This is a genomic window from Anabaena azotica FACHB-119 (assembly GCF_014697625.1).
Lineage (GTDB): Bacteria > Cyanobacteriota > Cyanobacteriia > Cyanobacteriales > Nostocaceae > Trichormus > Trichormus azoticus_A.
This window is the reverse complement of sequence record NZ_JACJSG010000008.1, coordinates 196,576-211,669: the sequence shown is the minus strand read 5'-3', so window position 1 is coordinate 211,669 and position 15,094 is coordinate 196,576. Positions and strand designations below refer to the sequence as shown.

Sequence of the window (15,094 nt, the reverse complement as noted above, 5' to 3'; positions counted from 1 at the left end):
AATTGGTAATTGGTAATTGGTAATTGGTAATTGGTAATTGGTAATTGGTAATTGGTAATTGGTAATTGGTAATTGGTAATTGGTAATTGGTAATTGGTAATTGGTAATTGGTAAGTAGATGAAAGTCTGATAATGAGCGTGAATCTTATAGTCCTCACTTATTACTTTATGAAAAACCTGCCCTTAAGAGCCAGTCCCCAATCAAATCCCCTTAAATCCCATCCCCATTTCTACCTCTTTTTGAGATTTAACAGTAGTAATTTGAGAAACCGCAGCCTTTCTGCGAGATTCTTGATATCTCTTACCAATTTGGCTGAAGAATATACTCACCAATATTAAGCTACCACCGACATATTGAGCCATAGTTGGAGCTTCACCCAGTATCAGGTAAGCTGCAATAATACCGACGATTGGCGAAAAAGAACCAACTAAAGAAGCTTGAGTTACCGTAGCAGTTTTCAAACCTTTAGTCCAGAATGATTGACCCACTACCACAATTAACCCACCATATAAAAACATCCACTGCCATAAAAATGGTGAGAATACATCAGTAAAATGGTGACTGCCATAGAGTATTAAAGCAGTAAAGAAAAAGACTATAGTTCCTAACCCAGTCCGAAAAATACTAGAAATGCCTAACGGAATCTGAGAAAGGTACTTTTTGCTGATAATCGTAGCAATAACTACCGCTACAGAACCTAGCGCCACCAGAAGTTCCCCTAAACCTAATTGCCAACCTCCCATATTTACCATACCTGCGGCTGGCGGTTGCAGGAGAATAGTCAGGATCACACCAAAAGAAGCCGCCACCGCACCCATAAATTCCCAAACACTTACCCGTTCTTTCAGCAACCAGACTGATAAAGCTAAAGTCAGAGGCGGTTCTATGCGTCCTACCAAAATCACATTATTCACGCTTGTCAGTGCTAATGCTTGAAAAATTAAGCCAGGAGCTAACGCACCTGATAAAATAGCTACGGCTGTCAGACTAATCCAATCCCGTCTTGATAGTTGTAGCAAAGTAGGTTTGTTCCACTGTCTACCATAGATGAGAAGCATCACTATTAAGGCACACAAATTACCTACAAATAGGACATTACACAATGAAATCGGATTACGTCCATCGACAAAGTGATGAGTACCGATTTCTGTCAGCTTGCGGGTAACTGCACTAGATGCGCCAAAAATCAAGATTGCTAACCAGAGATATGTTTGTCCCGAAATTCTGTGAATTAGGCGATATCGTCTTTTGGATGTAATCACAATAACATGATCATAATTAAAGCTGCGTTCATAATCATAAGTTGCTATTCTTTAGTTGAGCATGAGGCATTGCTGAGAAAATGCTGAGAATATACTAAATATATTTAACAGAGAATTTCAGCAAAATTCGGGAATTGCTTCAATAGGTTTTCAGTTACCAGTGGCATAGTTGAGATGTTCGGAATAACTCAAGCATCTAGGAAATAATATGAAACTTGCACCTTTGGTTGCTACTGTTGCTTTTACTGGTTTTTTAACTGTTTGGGACGCACCGTTAAAAGTAATTAATCCTGCACTAGTTCAAGCATCGGCTCAGGAATTATCTGTTAATCAGAAAATAGCATTAATCTCTAAAAATAAGGGTCAAATTGGTAGTGGAGACCAGTTGCGTCGTTTCTTTTATGGTGATTTAGAGCCAATTGGTATCCAACCTGGTGGTGCGGGTCAGGTAGTTAATCTTTATAACAAAGCTAACAATGTTACATTTTCTTACTGTTCAACTTATGATGTGATTGTGGCTGTGAAAAAAGGGAAGATTGCTAAGTTTGAACCTAATGAAGTGAAGTAGTTATCAGTTATCAGTTATCAGTTATCAGTTATCAGTTATCAGTGAAGAGGCTTATGGTATGGTGTAACAGCGCATCAACGCCTTCCACTACTTGGTCTGGTGTTTCACCTTCGTATTTAACTGATAACTGTTTACTGTTCACTGTTCACTGTTAAAGAAAAGGCTAAAGCCTTTACTACGAACTCTCAAGTAACTTATACATCTATGCAGCAAGCATTTCATCCTACAGTCATCCTGGGTGGTGGCTTTGCTGGACTATTTACAGCTTTGCATTTAAGTCAGCAAAATTACTCCCAGCCGATTATTTTAATTGAACAGCGCGATCGCTTTAGTTTCAAACCGTTGTTATATGAGCTACTAAGCGGCGAACTACACAGCGAACAAGTTTGTCCTCGTTATCAAGAACTCTTAGCTGGTAGCAAGGTTAGCTTTGTCAAGGATAGGGTGCAATCAATTGATTTATCTCAACGCCGAGTTTGTACAGCTTCTGGTGGTGTGTTCGACTATGGTAACTTAGTGTTAGCACTGGGTAGTAAAACTACTTACTTTAATACGACTGGGGCGGCCGAATATGCCATGCCATTTACATCCGGGGAAGAGGCGATGTCTGCGACGGGCTACGCCTACGCACTCCGCAAACACCTGCGTCATCGGTTATATCAAGCCCTGCAAACACCAAACCCAGAACATCGTCGCCTGCTGCTAACTGTGGCAATCATTGGTGCAGGCCCGGCTGGTATTGAACTAGCTTGTACGTTAGCAGATTTACTTCCCATCTGGTATGACGAGTTGGGTGGTGATGGTAGCGAAATTCGCATTGTCCTAGTTAACCGCAGTCGAGAAATTCTCAAAGGTGATGTTAATAGCCATTTGCGCTGCACTGTCCAGCGTGCGATGAAAAATCGGGTGATTCCTGTGGATTTTCTTTTTGATGCGGCTGTGACTAAAATTACATCTGAAGGTGTAGAGTATCAGCAGCATGAAAAAACACAGATGTTGCAGGCGGGAACCATCGCTTGGACTGCTGGAACTGCACCCAATCCTTTGTTAATGGATTTACCAGTTGCTCAAAATCGAGGGCGGTTACTGGTGACACCTACATTGCAACTATCTGATTTTCCCGAAGTCTTTGCGGCGGGAGACTGTGCGACACATAGCGAAAATCCCCAACCACCCACAGCCCAAGTAGCCTATCAACAAGGAATTGCGATCGCCCAAAATCTCAAGCGCATGAAGGAAGCTAAACCAACCATTCCCGTACAAATCCAAATGCGCGGTACTTTGATGAAATTGGGACTAAACGAAGGCGTGGCGAACTTATTCAACAAAGTGCAAATCAAAGGACAACCCGGACATCTAATTCGCCAAGGAGCATATTTACAACTATTACCCAACTCTGCCCATAACTTCAAAGTCACCACCGAGTGGTTAACAGACGAATTATTTCAACGTCACCGCGCCGTTACCCCCATGCAGTTAGGACAAACACCTTGGTTATCGGGAATTGCTACCGCCGCAGCTGCATTAATTTTAGCCACCCCTCTAGTTTGGCGGGCTGCCCAACCGATGCAATTTCAACAAAGTCTCATGTGGACGGGCGTTCCCACATTATTAAATTACCTTGCACCCCCCTCTCGATAAATTTTTCCTTGTTTTATATCTTGCATCATTATCTTATTGCAAAAATCCAAGCTTAAAATCCGGCGTTGCTGATTGAAAATATGAATTTGCCTCACGCAAAGGCGCAAAGACGCAAAGTTACAAAGAAAAATAAAAGCTAATTTCATATTTCATACTCTGATTCAGCAACGCCTAAAATCCTGATGATTTCGTAGGGTGGGCATTGCCCACCACTTGCTTATTGAGAAGGTGCAAGATTTCAGTTGTTGTTTTTCTGAATTTTTGAAGAGTTCACCATGAATTACTTACTCAACCTCCGCACAGCCGTTACAGTTAATCGCATTATCATGGGCTTGTTCTTCTTCCTCTCCGGTATTGCCAACTACTTAAATTTCAGCGTCAATAACGGTTTTTACCAAACAGTCACAACTCTAAAACTGCAAATCATCGGCCCGGGAATTCCCCCTGGATGGGAAGGTGTGGGGCCACTACCTTTATTGATTGCTGTTCCCTATGCTTGGTTGTTACCTTTAGCAGAAATCGTCTTGGGTGCGTTATTTGCCCTCAACTATTGGGTGCGGTGGACAGGTTTATTATTAATTCTCATGACATTTAGCATTATTCTGGCATTTGGTATTATCCCCGCAGGTAGTTTGTTTCCCAATGGTGCAGAAAGCTTTAATAAAAATATTATGTTTATGACTTTAATTTGGATGTGCATTGCTTACGATGCTTACGAACAGAAAATGAGCCGTCGTCGTACTCAAGCAATGGCTGATTATACTGTGAATGCTGCTGGCGAAGATATGTAATATCATGTGCGCTTAAACACTTATCATATATTGGGGGAAGCAGTTTTATCAAAGACGCGGTTTTATCTTGTCGCCTGTTGCACCAATGACGCTGATGGTAATGTGTTTTTGTAGAGACGTTGCATGCAACGTCTCTACAAGATTTATCAAGAGAGGCAGAGGGCAGAAGGCAGGAGGCAGGAGGAATACTGTTTTCTGTCCTCTGCCACGACCGGAGGGAGTAAGGTGAAACGCCGCACTAAAACGTTCGCGCAATTCGTTGCGTAGCAAAGTTTAGTGGCTTCAATTAAGGAGGGGTTTGAATCCCCTTCTTAATTGTTCCTCCTGCCCTCTGCCTCCTGCCCCCTGCCTTCTTCAATTAGTGCGGCTTCTGATAGAATCGGTGTTAACAGATTTAAACAAGGGGATTGTGGGCGATCGCTATAATTACTATCAGCGCTCTTATGATTTCGGTGAGGTCACACGATGGTCATCCTAACCAATAATCTCACTCTACCAGACCACACTCAACTACCAGAGTCCGATGGTAATTTTGTGTTCGCGAAGCGTGCCGGAGGCAAGAATTTCCAAGAACATCCCCAAAGTATTTTATTAACTGATTCTATCTTGCCACGATTACAAGAAATTCATCCTGATGGCTATTATTGTATAGGTCAAGATTCTGGTATCTACTGGCGGTTAACAGATCCGCCAGAAAAAGGTGCAGAAGCGCCAGATTGGTTTTATGTACCTAATGTTCCTCCAACTCTTAATGGTGAACTGCGACGTTCTTATGTGTTTTGGCAAGAGTTAATTGCCCCATTGATTGTTTTAGAATTTGTTTCGGGAACTGGAGAGGAGGAACGGGATAAAACTCCTTATAAAGGAAAATTTTGGATTTACGAAAATGTGATTCGTCCTGCTTACTATGGTATTTATGAAGTTAAAAAAGCATCTGTAGAAGTTTATCAATTAATTGGTAATCGTTACGAAAGAGTACCTGCTAATAGTAGAGGACATTATCCAATTGAGCCTATGGGTGTGGAGTTGGGTATTTGGCCAGGTCGTTTTATCTTAGATACAGAGTTACCTTGGTTGCGGTGGTGGGATGAACAAGGTAATTTACTGTTAACGGGTGATGAGCGGGCGGAACTTGAACGTCAAACTGTGGAATTTGAACGTCAACGGGCGGAAACTGAACGTCAACGGGCGGAAGCTGTAGAACAAGAGAATGCGCGGTTGCGTAAGAGGTTGCTTGCTTTGGGTATTGACCCTGATACCCTGGCTTAAGGTAGCTTAACTGAGATAAGTAGAACGGACTGAATAAATCAAGGTTTGTAGTAAGGACTTCAGTCCTCAAAAAAGGACTAAAGTCCTTACTACGAAATCAATCGTGATAACTTTACATTACTTAACATATGTTGATTTATTTTCGACCGCTTACTTATTTAAATATTTTGTCATCAAATAACGATTATGATCTGTAAATCCAACTTGGCGGTAAAAACCTTGGGCGGAAGTATTTTCTCGTTCAACTTCAAGATGTAATGCTTTAACATTGAGAGAGATGCAAACCTCTTCTAGAAACTTGATTGTTTGCTTGCCTATACCTTGACCTTGGAAGGCAGAATCGATGTAAATTTCATCAATAAAAGCATCGCGTCCTCCATATTCTAAGCTATAACTCAGTGTGAGAATGACATAACCAATGGCTTGATTCTGGTATTGAATTAACCAGATTCTCCCCAGAGATTCATCACTCAGCAGTTGAATTAACGCCTGACGTGCAAGAACAGTATTAAAAGTAAGGCTATTGTCTACTGCATACAGTTTCTGCATCAAGTTTAGGAGTAATTCAATGTCATTATTGTCGGCGGATTTAAAGTTAATCTGTATCATATATTTGCCTTAAAAATAAATAGTATTCTTATATTCACTCCCGTAGCACATAACCTACACTACGGACTGTATGCACTAAACGTTTCTCGTTATTTTCTTCCAACTTCAGCCGTAAATAACGAACATAAACTTCAATTATATTAGAATCGCCCATAAAATCGTAACCCCAAACTTTTTCTAAAATTTGGTCTCTAGTAAAAACTTGTCGCGGGTGTGAAAGTAGATATTCTAATAAGTCAAACTCTTTTGCTGTTAATTCAATTGCACGTTTACCACGAAATACTTCACGGGTACGGCGATTTAAACTCAAGTCTTCAAACTGTAATATATCATCATCTGTTTCTTGAGTCCGGCGTAGATGGGCGCGGATTCTTGCTAATAATTCTTCAATACTAAAAGGCTTAACTACATAATCATCGGCTCCTGCATCTAATCCTGCCACGCGATCGCTCACTTCATCTTTGGCTGTCAATAATATCACAGGCACTTTGTTTCCAGTAGCCCGCAAGCGGCGACAAAGTTCTACACCTGTCAATCCTGGTAACATCCAATCGAGAATGGCTAAATCTAGGGTTAATTCCCGCGCCAAGGTTAAACCTGTAATACCGTCATGAGCTACGCTTACCTGATAACCTTCACTACTCAGTTCTAATTCCACAAATCGCGCTAGTTTAACTTCATCTTCTACAAGCAGAATATGTGCAGTCATAATTTACACGCCTAACGCTGGTAATTTGAGAATAAAAGTGCTGCCATAGCCTGGTTCTGAGCGAACCCCCACCTGTCCCCCCATGCGTTCCACTAGGCGTTTGACTATGGATAAACCCAAGCCTGTCCCGCCAGTTGCGCGGGTACGAGATGTATCTACGCGGTAAAAGGGTTCAAAAATCCGCGACTGTTCCGCCAAAGGAATGCCACAACCATGATCAATAACTTGAATAACTGCCCAATTATCAGCCTGAGTTAGCTGTAAAGTAATTGGCTCATCTATATTTGAGTGTTTAACTGCATTGTCAATTAAATGATTTAATATCTGCATTAGCTGGGTGCGATCTGCTTTAGCTTTGATCGGAAATGGAGCGAGTTCCAAGAGAATTGCCCGGTACTCAAATTTTTCGCTCATCTGTGCCATGTCTGCAATCACATCATTGATGATTAGTTGTTCAGTTTGCAAAGGCATGGCACTGCTACCGGCTCTTGCTAAATCGAGTAAATCTTGTAATATATGCGTCATGCGTTCTGCATCTGCAACTGCCATTGTTAAAGCTTCTTTTTGCGAGTCGGCTAAGTTATGACTACGTTGCAAGCTTCTTTGCAGATAAGCATAAACCATACTCAGGGGTGAGCGTAACTCGTGGGCGATGTCGTTGGTAAACTGTCGCTGCTGTTCTCTAACATCGGTAAGCCTGATGAGTAAATCATTCCAGGTTTTGGCGATCGCTTTCACTTCACTGAGTGTTCCAGTTAACTTTGGCTGATAGGGTGTCAATTCTTGTGCATAGGTTGCTGCCCATTGATTCATCTGTTGTAATGGTAAGAGCGATCGCTTGACTAGTAAATGGGCGATCGTTATAGTGATAGCCACTACAAACAAACTCACAGTTTTCACATTTTGCATCAGTATTGACAGCTTGGGATCATCGTAAGAGATACCATACTCTTGAAAAGTTACCATGAAAAATTTTTTGATTTCCCAATCTAGCCAAATAGTAAAACTACTATAACTAAGAGTAAAAATAATGATGATTCCCGCAGTCAACCGAAATTGTAGTGAAGAGGGATTAATTTTTACTAAAGGAACCTTAGCTAATTGTCTTTTTAACAGGTTTACTAAATTCATGAGAATGGCTCATCTGTACACATTTAAGTAATTTCATCTCGTCAATTAAGTTTAAAATTGAGATAATTTCACTTTAATATATATTTTTGTGAGAAAGATGAGTTTTTCCTGAGTATAACTAGAGCTTTCGCTGAAAGACCTTTCTGCTACTATCCTAATTATCGTCTGTTAATTTTAGGCAAATATATTCAATAGACCTCTTGCAAAAGTCGTTCTTAGCGTTCTTTTCTTTGCGTTTTTGCGCCTTCTCTACGAGACGCTACGCGAATGCGTGAGACAAAAAAAGATTTATGCAAGAAGTCTAATATGTTAACTTGTTGGGTGGTGCGATCGCCCAACCCAACCTACAGAATTGATTTACTTTTTAGCAACTTCCTGCTGCTACACTTCATACTCACCAAATTGCTGAATCAATTTAGCAACTAAACCAGTCCACCCTGTTTGATGACTTGCACCAATTCCCGCCCCATTATCACCATGAAAGTATTCATAAAATAAAATCAACTCTTGCCAATGCGGGTCATTTTGAAACTTTTGTGTTCCCCCATAAACAGGACGTTTACCAACAGCATCCTTCAAGAAAATGCTAGTTAACCTTTGAGATAATTCTGCTGCTACTTCCCAGAGATTCATCATTTTACCAGAACCCGTAGGACATTCTAGTTGAAAATCATCCCCTAGATAATAATGAAACTTTTGCAGAGATTCTATTAGGAGAAAATTCACGGGAAACCAAATAGGCCCCCGCCAGTTAGAATTACCCCCAAATAAACTACTACTAGATTCAGCCGGCTCATAATCTACACGAAATTGACAACCGTTGACATCAAAAGTATATGGATGTTCCGCATGAAAGCGAGAAAGAGCGCGAACACCATAGGGACTAAAAAACTCACTTTCATCGAGCATTTTTTGCAGAATACTTCTTAACTTATCCCCTGGAACTATAGCCAGTAACCTTCTAGCACCAACTCCTTGAGTTTCCATACAAGCAACATTCTGCCGTAAATCTGGACGGTTTTTAATAAACCACTCCAGCCGCTTTTTAAAACCAGGAAGCATTTTTAATGTGTCTGGTTCAATAGTTTCAATAGCAAATAGAGGAATTAATCCAACTATTGAGCGCACTTTTAATGTAATCTGCCGTTCTGGTAGATGCAGCACATCGTAGTAGAAACCATCTGCTTCATCCCATAAACTAGCTTCCATTTCCCCAATTTTATTCATAGCATCAGCTATGTACAGAAAATGCTCAAAGAACTTACTAGCTATGTCTTCATAAACAGGATTAGTCTTAGCTAATTCTAGAGAAATAGCTAACATATTTAAACAATACATTCCCATCCAACTTGTCCCATCAGATTGGTCAATATGCCCACCTGTAGGTAAAGCTGCGCTCCTATCAAATACACCAATGTTATCTAATCCTAAAAACCCGCCTTGGAAGACGTTATTACCTTGATTATCTTTGCGATTTACCCACCATGTAAAATTGAGCATCAGCTTTTGAAATACTCTTTCTAAAAACTGTCTGTCTGCTCGTCCATACATCTTCTGTTCAATCTTGTAAACGCGCCAAGTTGCCCAAGCATGAACGGGGGGATTAACATCACTAAATGCCCATTCATAAGCAGGAATTTGACCATTGGGGTGCATATACCATTCCCGCGTTAAAACATCCAATTGGTATTTAGCAAAATCAGTGTCAATCATTGCTAAGGGGATGGTATGAAATGCTAAATCCCAAGCAGCAAACCAGGGATATTCCCATTTATCAGGCATAGAAAGAATGTCTTCATTGTAGAGATGAAACCATTCTTTATTTCTGCCATTTTGACGTTCTGGAGGTGGGGTTGGTGTGTGGGTATCTCCTTTTAGCCAATCCTCGATAATGTAATGATAATATTGCTTACTCCACAGCATTCCTGCAAATGCTTGACGCTGCACATTCCGCATATCTTCACTTAAGTTAAATGGAGTAATACGGTGATAAAATTCATCGGCTTCCCGTTGACGCTGGCTAAATATTACATCAAACTCTTGATTAAATGGGTTAGTTAAATTAGGTACATCACAAAGTCTTAATTTGATGACTTTCGTTTCCCCAGCACCAACTGTCAACACATAATTAACAGATGCTTTTGTCCCCACTTTATCAGGGTTTACTGCTGATTTTTGACCATTTACAATATAGTTATTAATCCCATCCTTAACATAAATAGATGTATTAGGAGTATTAAATAAGCGCTGATGATTTGTTTCGTTTTCTGTAAATAGGAGTTCCTTTGCTTGCTGGCAGTATAACCATCTTTTACCTAGAGTTTCATGAAATGCTACTATTGTGTGAAAGCCATTATCTGTAATTACTTCTTGTAAAACAGGTTTATTTGTATCTCCATGCCAACACCAAGTATTGCGAAACCAAAGAGTAGGTAATAAATGCAGTTTTTTTGCTTCGGCTCCCCGGTTAACTACTGTAATTTGGATGAGAATATCTTCAGCATTATTCTTGGCATATTCAACAAATACATCAAAATATTTGTTCCCATCAAATATACCTGTATCTAACAATTCAAATTCTATTTCTTTACGACTACGCTGTTGATTTTCTGTTACTAATTGGGAGTAGGGGAAGGCTTGATGAGGATATTTATATAGCGCCTTCATGTAGGAATGAGTGGGGGTGTTATCTAAATAAAAGTAATATTCTTTAACATCTTCCCCGTGATTACCTTCAGTTCCTGTTAAACCGAAGAGTCTTTCTTTGAGGATAGAATCTTCACCATTCCAAAGTGCGATCGCAAAACAAAGCCGTTGATGATTATCACAAATCCCTAATAACCCATCCTCACCCCAACGATAAGCACGAGAACGAGCTTGATCATGGGTGAAATAGTCCCACGCAGTCCCATTATAGCTGTAATCTTCGCGCACCGTTCCCCACTGGCGATCGCTCAAATATGGCCCCCACCTCCGCCAATGGGCTTTATGAGTTAGGGCTGCTTCTAATCTAATTTCTTCTTGGGTGAGGTTTTTGCTCATAGCATTCTACTTTTATTTTTCCTGTTCCAGTTAAAACTCAATGTTCATCAAGAGTTATAATAAAATTCTATGCTGTTAAGTGGGGTGATAGTTCATGATTCCCAAAAACCCACTGTTCCAAAAATGTCTTACGTACCTTGAATCATTGCCTAATATTCAGGTGACTATTCAAGCAGAGCCTTATGTTTCTAGCAATGTTTTGGCGGATGGCCAGTTAATAATTGAAAACGCTCATAAAAGTGTAAACTATGTATGTGAAATTAAAACTGGAATTACTTTAGATTCATTTGAACAAGTTGCAGAATATTTTACAAATTTACGTCAAAGACTAAAACCTGGGCAAAGAGCTTTACTTGTTACACGTAATTTATCTGGTTTAGTTGTCGAGCAGCTTTTAAAGAAAAATATTGAATTTATTGATATTGGGGGAAACATTTATCTCAATAGTCCAGAAATTTATGTTTTTGTACGCAATGAAGTTTCAAAACAGGATATAAATAAATCTTTAGTACTGACTGCTGCCGCTTTACAAGTCATGTATGCTTTGCTTCAACAACCAGAAATTCTTTCGTTACATAATGATTACGATGAAAAAATTGCGGATATTTCCGGTGTGACTCCCAAAACAGTAAAAAATACAATTAAAAAACTTGAAGAATTAAATTATATTAGACATAAACGTGAAGGATATGAAATTGTTGATTATGTCAAACTTCTTGAGCGATGGGAGTTAGGCTATGCTGAAGAGTTACGTGCAAAATTACTGCTCGGTACATTTAGCCCTATTGGAAAACGCAACTTCTGGGACGTTGCAGATGGAATCCGCCAGGATAAAAATTTATACGGTTACTTAATTGGTGGTGAACTGGCTGCCTCAATAATGACTGAATATCTTCATCCTATTAGTGTAACTCTTCATGTAAAGAAAAACATCAATGAACGTCAGATATTAGTCGATTTAAAATTGAAGCCTGATGCTGAAGGGAGTGTTGTCTTGCTTCAATGTTTTGGTCAAGACAATAAGCTAAACAATAATTTTGGACGATGGGAAAATAATCTTGCTCATCCATTATTAATTCATGCAGAGTTAGTTTGGAGTGGTAATAGTCGATTAAGAGAAACTGCTCAACGTATTTATGATCAATACATAATAAAAATAGCTCAAAAAAATGCTCACTTCTAACGAAAAACAAGTTTTAACTGAGCTATTAAGCATAATCAGCCAATTAAATTTACCAATGATTTTAGTGGGTGCAGGAGCTAGGTTATTAATGTTCGATCAGAAATTTGCTGTTCAAGGTAGGAGAACAAAGGACTGGGATGTGGCAGTATCTATAAATAACTGGGAAACTTATCAGCAACTTAGTGAATATCTTACCCAAGGTGATTCTCCTCGCTTTAAATCTACAAAAAACTCTCATAAGTTTAAACATATTGAAACTAATATAGAAGTTGATATTGTACCATTTGGAGAAATTGGTGAACCTGATCAAGAAATTGTTTGGCCTGACAGTGAAAACCCTATGAACGTTTTGGGGTTTGCTGAAGCTCTATCATCTGCTAAAACTGTTGATATTGAAAATTTAGAAATTCCAGTGATTGATACACCAGCTTTTATAGTTCTCAAAGTTTTCGCTTGGGGAGACCGTGGAGAACGTACTAACAAAGATTTAGACGATATTGAATTTATTTTACGAAAGTATGAAGATGAAGAACGAGTATATGATGAATTAGCAGAAGAACTGGCTGACGGAGTAGTTGAATTTCTGGATGCAAATATATATTTGCTTGGACAAGATATTTACAACATACTTCAAGAAAAAACTCTGATTGAATTAAATAAATTATTGGACAACTTGATTGAAAATTTAGATATTGATCAGCCAGAAACTTTAGGCTATATGTTAAACGTGTTGCGGAAAGGCGTTAGTTCTTTATCCTCACAAAGTTGAGCTAACAATTCTCCTCAATTGAATTGAGGTTATTTACCTCCATCTAGATTAATCGATTTTAACTTTGAGACTCATAAATTTTTTACTTGTCAATTACAGCTACTTCTTAAAAAGTCATTAATTACTCAAACTAGCTGCACCAAAAGTAGCATTGAATTGGCGACACCAAATAGCAACAGATTTGTATACTGCTAAGTTAATATTATTAGGAATTAGATAATTTTGAGTACCAATATATTTTTTTAAAGGAGCTATAACTATATAATCTCCTTTTTTTAAAGAATAAGCTGGTGGTTTAGTTGAGCCAATAACATTATCAGAGCGGTGAAGAACTACTACTAAGTCTGGCCCTGATGTGGAAGTTTTAAATGACTGATCAAGCTCAATAAAAGACCTACCTTCTTTTTGGGTGATGCGAACTGTTCCTTGAGTTGTGTGTTCTCCAGAAACGAATGTACCTGATTTGATAGTAGTTTTATTTGCAGATTTATTAGATGGGGCTGAAATATTTCCGTCAGTAGGTGTTATGGTTGTAGCTGCATTTGCAAAATTTGTAGTAAGTTGTTGATTTGATATTTGTCTGGTACAGCTAACAATAACTAGAAAAGCTAGTGAGATTGTTACTAACTGTTTAGCTTTCATAAATGAAAATTCCTGAAGACAATAATGAGGAAACTAACTTTTAACTTGGTATTTAATCTGATTATTGCTGTAGTCACTAGTTAAAAAATTATGAATATCTAAGGAATAGTATCTATAACTCTGATATTCTGTTGAGAAAATTATCAGCTATTTCTCAGCAAAATTTCAGGATTAATGTTTTATTTTGAAGAAATATTTTTTTATTTATGATCAAAGCAGATAATAAAACTTTACAAAATCAAATGTGGCAACGGGAGCGACGAGCGATCGCACTTTTATCTTCTTTAAACTATCGGACTGGGGAGCTAAATAGCTATCTGTATAATGTTGCCTGTGGAGTCAGCGAGTTATTAAATGTAGATTGGTCAGTAGTAACCTTGTGCCAACAAGGATTTGAGAAGGTACTAGCCAGTAGTATTGACATAGGTGAAGGCGAACACCTTTATTCACTGCACGGTTCACTGACAGGTACTGTTGTAGAAACTGGTCGCTCTTTAGTAGTGGAAGATGCAAACAAATACCCAGAGTATGGGGAAGCTCCCGAAGGATATTGCGCTTATTTAGGAATACCTTTACGGACTGCGGAAGGGGAAGTAATTGGTACTATCTGCTCTTTCCATCAACAACCACGAGAATTTAACGAGGAAGAAATTCAATTAGGTGAACTGTTTGCTGAACGTGCCGCTACAGCAATTGATAATTATCATTTGTATGAGCAACAATGCCAATTTAATCATCTTCTAGAGGCTGAGGTACAAAAGCGTACAGCAGAACTACGAGCAGCACAAGCCAAACTTGTAGAACAAGAACGACTAGCAGCTATTGGTGAATTTGCGGCAATGATTGTACATGAAATTCGCAATCCTTTGACGACAATGAGCATGGGATTAAAGTATTTCCAGAAAATCGTTGCAACTAAATCTGCACAAGAGCGATTATCATTAGCACTTGGTGAAGCCAGCAGATTAGAAAATCTCTTGAGTGAAATTTTACTTTATGCCAAACCCCAGGTGTTGCAAATATGCGAATTGGATGTAGACACATTTATGAGTGAATTGCTCAATTACACTAGCCAGATGCCAGAAGCAATCTCACGAAACATTGAATTTATCCCTGCTTCCGTTCCTATCAAAATTTTAGGTGACAAAGATAAGCTCAAGCAAGTTTTTATTAATATTGTCTGTAATGCCTGTGAAGCAATCTGCCCTGGAAATGCCATTAAATGGGAAGTAAAGATGTTATCTCCAGAGCAAGTTGGCATTAATGTTTGCAATGGTGGTGAACCAATTCCCCCGGAATTTTTATCAAAACTGACTCAGCCATTCTTTTCGACAAAACCTAGTGGTACTGGGTTAGGGTTAGCTATCACTAAACGCATCATTAATGCTCATGGCGGAGAATTATCTATTCAGTCTGATACGGCAACAGGTACTACAGTAACTGTTCAATTACCTGTGATTTATTAATAGTTACGCAT

The 15,094-nt window shown here is 39.0% G+C and carries 13 protein-coding genes; 7 read left to right on the top strand and 6 right to left on the bottom strand.

The window, feature by feature from the left end; translation table 11 throughout:
* Positions 1-201: 201 nt before the first annotated feature.
* On the bottom strand, positions 202-1,260 hold the full coding sequence (locus H6G83_RS08075) for a DMT family transporter (protein ID WP_390821443.1): 1,059 nt from the start codon (positions 1,258-1,260) through the stop codon (positions 202-204).
* Positions 1,261-1,471: 211 nt separating this feature from the next.
* Here H6G83_RS08075 and H6G83_RS08070 point away from each other — a divergent pair, with 211 nt between their 5' ends.
* The 4 genes from H6G83_RS08070 to H6G83_RS08055 all read left to right on the top strand — a co-directional run bounded on the left by H6G83_RS08070 (position 1,472) and on the right by H6G83_RS08055 (position 5,532).
* Positions 1,472-1,831, top strand: a complete 360-nt coding sequence (locus H6G83_RS08070) for a hypothetical protein (protein ID WP_190469586.1) — start codon at positions 1,472-1,474, stop codon at positions 1,829-1,831.
* A gap of 204 nt (positions 1,832-2,035) precedes the next feature.
* The gene (locus H6G83_RS08065) at positions 2,036-3,472 is read left to right on the top strand and encodes an NAD(P)/FAD-dependent oxidoreductase (protein ID WP_190469584.1); all 1,437 of its coding nucleotides are present in this window, start codon (positions 2,036-2,038) and stop codon (positions 3,470-3,472) included.
* 275 nt (positions 3,473-3,747) lie between these two features.
* Positions 3,748-4,263: a DoxX family membrane protein gene (locus H6G83_RS08060; protein ID WP_190469579.1), complete on the top strand. Its 516-nt coding sequence runs from the start codon at positions 3,748-3,750 to the stop codon at positions 4,261-4,263.
* 465 nt (positions 4,264-4,728) lie between these two features.
* A complete protein-coding gene (locus H6G83_RS08055) occupies positions 4,729-5,532 on the top strand; it encodes a Uma2 family endonuclease (protein ID WP_190469576.1) in 804 nt (267 codons plus the stop codon).
* A gap of 150 nt (positions 5,533-5,682) precedes the next feature.
* Here the strand turns inward: H6G83_RS08055 and H6G83_RS08050 are convergent, their stop codons facing one another.
* From H6G83_RS08050 to H6G83_RS08035, 4 genes are all read right to left on the bottom strand, one after another.
* Positions 5,683-6,141 (bottom strand): GNAT family N-acetyltransferase, encoded by a 459-nt coding sequence (locus tag H6G83_RS08050; protein ID WP_199328361.1) that lies wholly within the window; start codon positions 6,139-6,141, stop codon positions 5,683-5,685.
* Between the two features lie 34 nt (positions 6,142-6,175).
* Positions 6,176-6,850 carry a response regulator transcription factor gene (locus H6G83_RS08045; protein ID WP_190469573.1) on the bottom strand — a complete coding sequence of 225 codons (675 nt, stop codon included), beginning with the start codon at positions 6,848-6,850 and terminating at the stop codon, positions 6,176-6,178.
* 3 nt (positions 6,851-6,853) lie between these two features.
* A complete protein-coding gene (locus tag H6G83_RS08040; RefSeq protein WP_190469570.1) occupies positions 6,854-7,981 on the bottom strand; it encodes a sensor histidine kinase in 1,128 nt (375 codons plus the stop codon).
* Between the two features lie 381 nt (positions 7,982-8,362).
* The gene (locus tag H6G83_RS08035) at positions 8,363-11,023 is read right to left on the bottom strand and encodes an MGH1-like glycoside hydrolase domain-containing protein (RefSeq protein ID WP_190469568.1); all 2,661 of its coding nucleotides are present in this window, start codon (positions 11,021-11,023) and stop codon (positions 8,363-8,365) included.
* A 160-nt stretch (positions 11,024-11,183) separates the two neighbouring features.
* On the opposite strand from H6G83_RS08035, the gene H6G83_RS36210 reads away from it, so the two are divergent.
* Entirely contained in the window at positions 11,184-12,206 is a 1,023-nt protein-coding gene (locus H6G83_RS36210; protein ID WP_199328360.1) for a type IV toxin-antitoxin system AbiEi family antitoxin, read from the top strand.
* Complete coding sequence (locus H6G83_RS08025) at positions 12,193-12,975, top strand: nucleotidyl transferase AbiEii/AbiGii toxin family protein (RefSeq protein ID WP_190469562.1); 783 nt, start codon at positions 12,193-12,195, stop codon at positions 12,973-12,975. The genes H6G83_RS36210 and H6G83_RS08025 overlap by 14 nt, the downstream gene beginning before the upstream one ends.
* A 117-nt stretch (positions 12,976-13,092) precedes the next feature.
* On the opposite strand, the gene H6G83_RS08020 is transcribed toward H6G83_RS08025, so the two are convergent.
* On the bottom strand, positions 13,093-13,617 hold the full coding sequence (locus tag H6G83_RS08020) for a DM13 domain-containing protein (RefSeq protein ID WP_190469557.1): 525 nt from the start codon (positions 13,615-13,617) through the stop codon (positions 13,093-13,095).
* Positions 13,618-13,823: 206 nt separating this feature from the next.
* On the opposite strand from H6G83_RS08020, the gene H6G83_RS08015 reads away from it, so the two are divergent.
* Positions 13,824-15,083: a GAF domain-containing sensor histidine kinase gene (locus H6G83_RS08015; protein ID WP_190469554.1), complete on the top strand. Its 1,260-nt coding sequence runs from the start codon at positions 13,824-13,826 to the stop codon at positions 15,081-15,083.
* Positions 15,084-15,094: the final 11 nt, after the last annotated feature.

What these genes read in the sequence shown, in the direction of transcription:
- H6G83_RS08060 (WP_190469579.1), top strand. Translation starts at nt 3,748, where the DNA reads ATGAATTACTTACTCAACCTCCGCACAGCCGTTACAGTTAATCGCATT.
- H6G83_RS08015 (WP_190469554.1), top strand. Translation starts at nt 13,824, where the DNA reads ATGATCAAAGCAGATAATAAAACTTTACAAAATCAAATGTGGCAACGG.
- H6G83_RS08040 (WP_190469570.1), bottom strand. Translation starts at nt 7,981, where the DNA reads ATGAATTTAGTAAACCTGTTAAAAAGACAATTAGCTAAGGTTCCTTTA.
- H6G83_RS08020 (WP_190469557.1), bottom strand. Translation starts at nt 13,617, where the DNA reads ATGAAAGCTAAACAGTTAGTAACAATCTCACTAGCTTTTCTAGTTATT.
- H6G83_RS08070 (WP_190469586.1), top strand. Translation starts at nt 1,472, where the DNA reads ATGAAACTTGCACCTTTGGTTGCTACTGTTGCTTTTACTGGTTTTTTA.
- H6G83_RS08025 (WP_190469562.1), top strand. Translation starts at nt 12,193, where the DNA reads ATGCTCACTTCTAACGAAAAACAAGTTTTAACTGAGCTATTAAGCATA.
- H6G83_RS08050 (WP_199328361.1), bottom strand. Translation starts at nt 6,141, where the DNA reads ATGATACAGATTAACTTTAAATCCGCCGACAATAATGACATTGAATTA.
- H6G83_RS08055 (WP_190469576.1), top strand. Translation starts at nt 4,729, where the DNA reads ATGGTCATCCTAACCAATAATCTCACTCTACCAGACCACACTCAACTA.
- H6G83_RS08065 (WP_190469584.1), top strand. Translation starts at nt 2,036, where the DNA reads ATGCAGCAAGCATTTCATCCTACAGTCATCCTGGGTGGTGGCTTTGCT.
- H6G83_RS08045 (WP_190469573.1), bottom strand. Translation starts at nt 6,850, where the DNA reads ATGACTGCACATATTCTGCTTGTAGAAGATGAAGTTAAACTAGCGCGA.
- H6G83_RS08035 (WP_190469568.1), bottom strand. Translation starts at nt 11,023, where the DNA reads ATGAGCAAAAACCTCACCCAAGAAGAAATTAGATTAGAAGCAGCCCTA.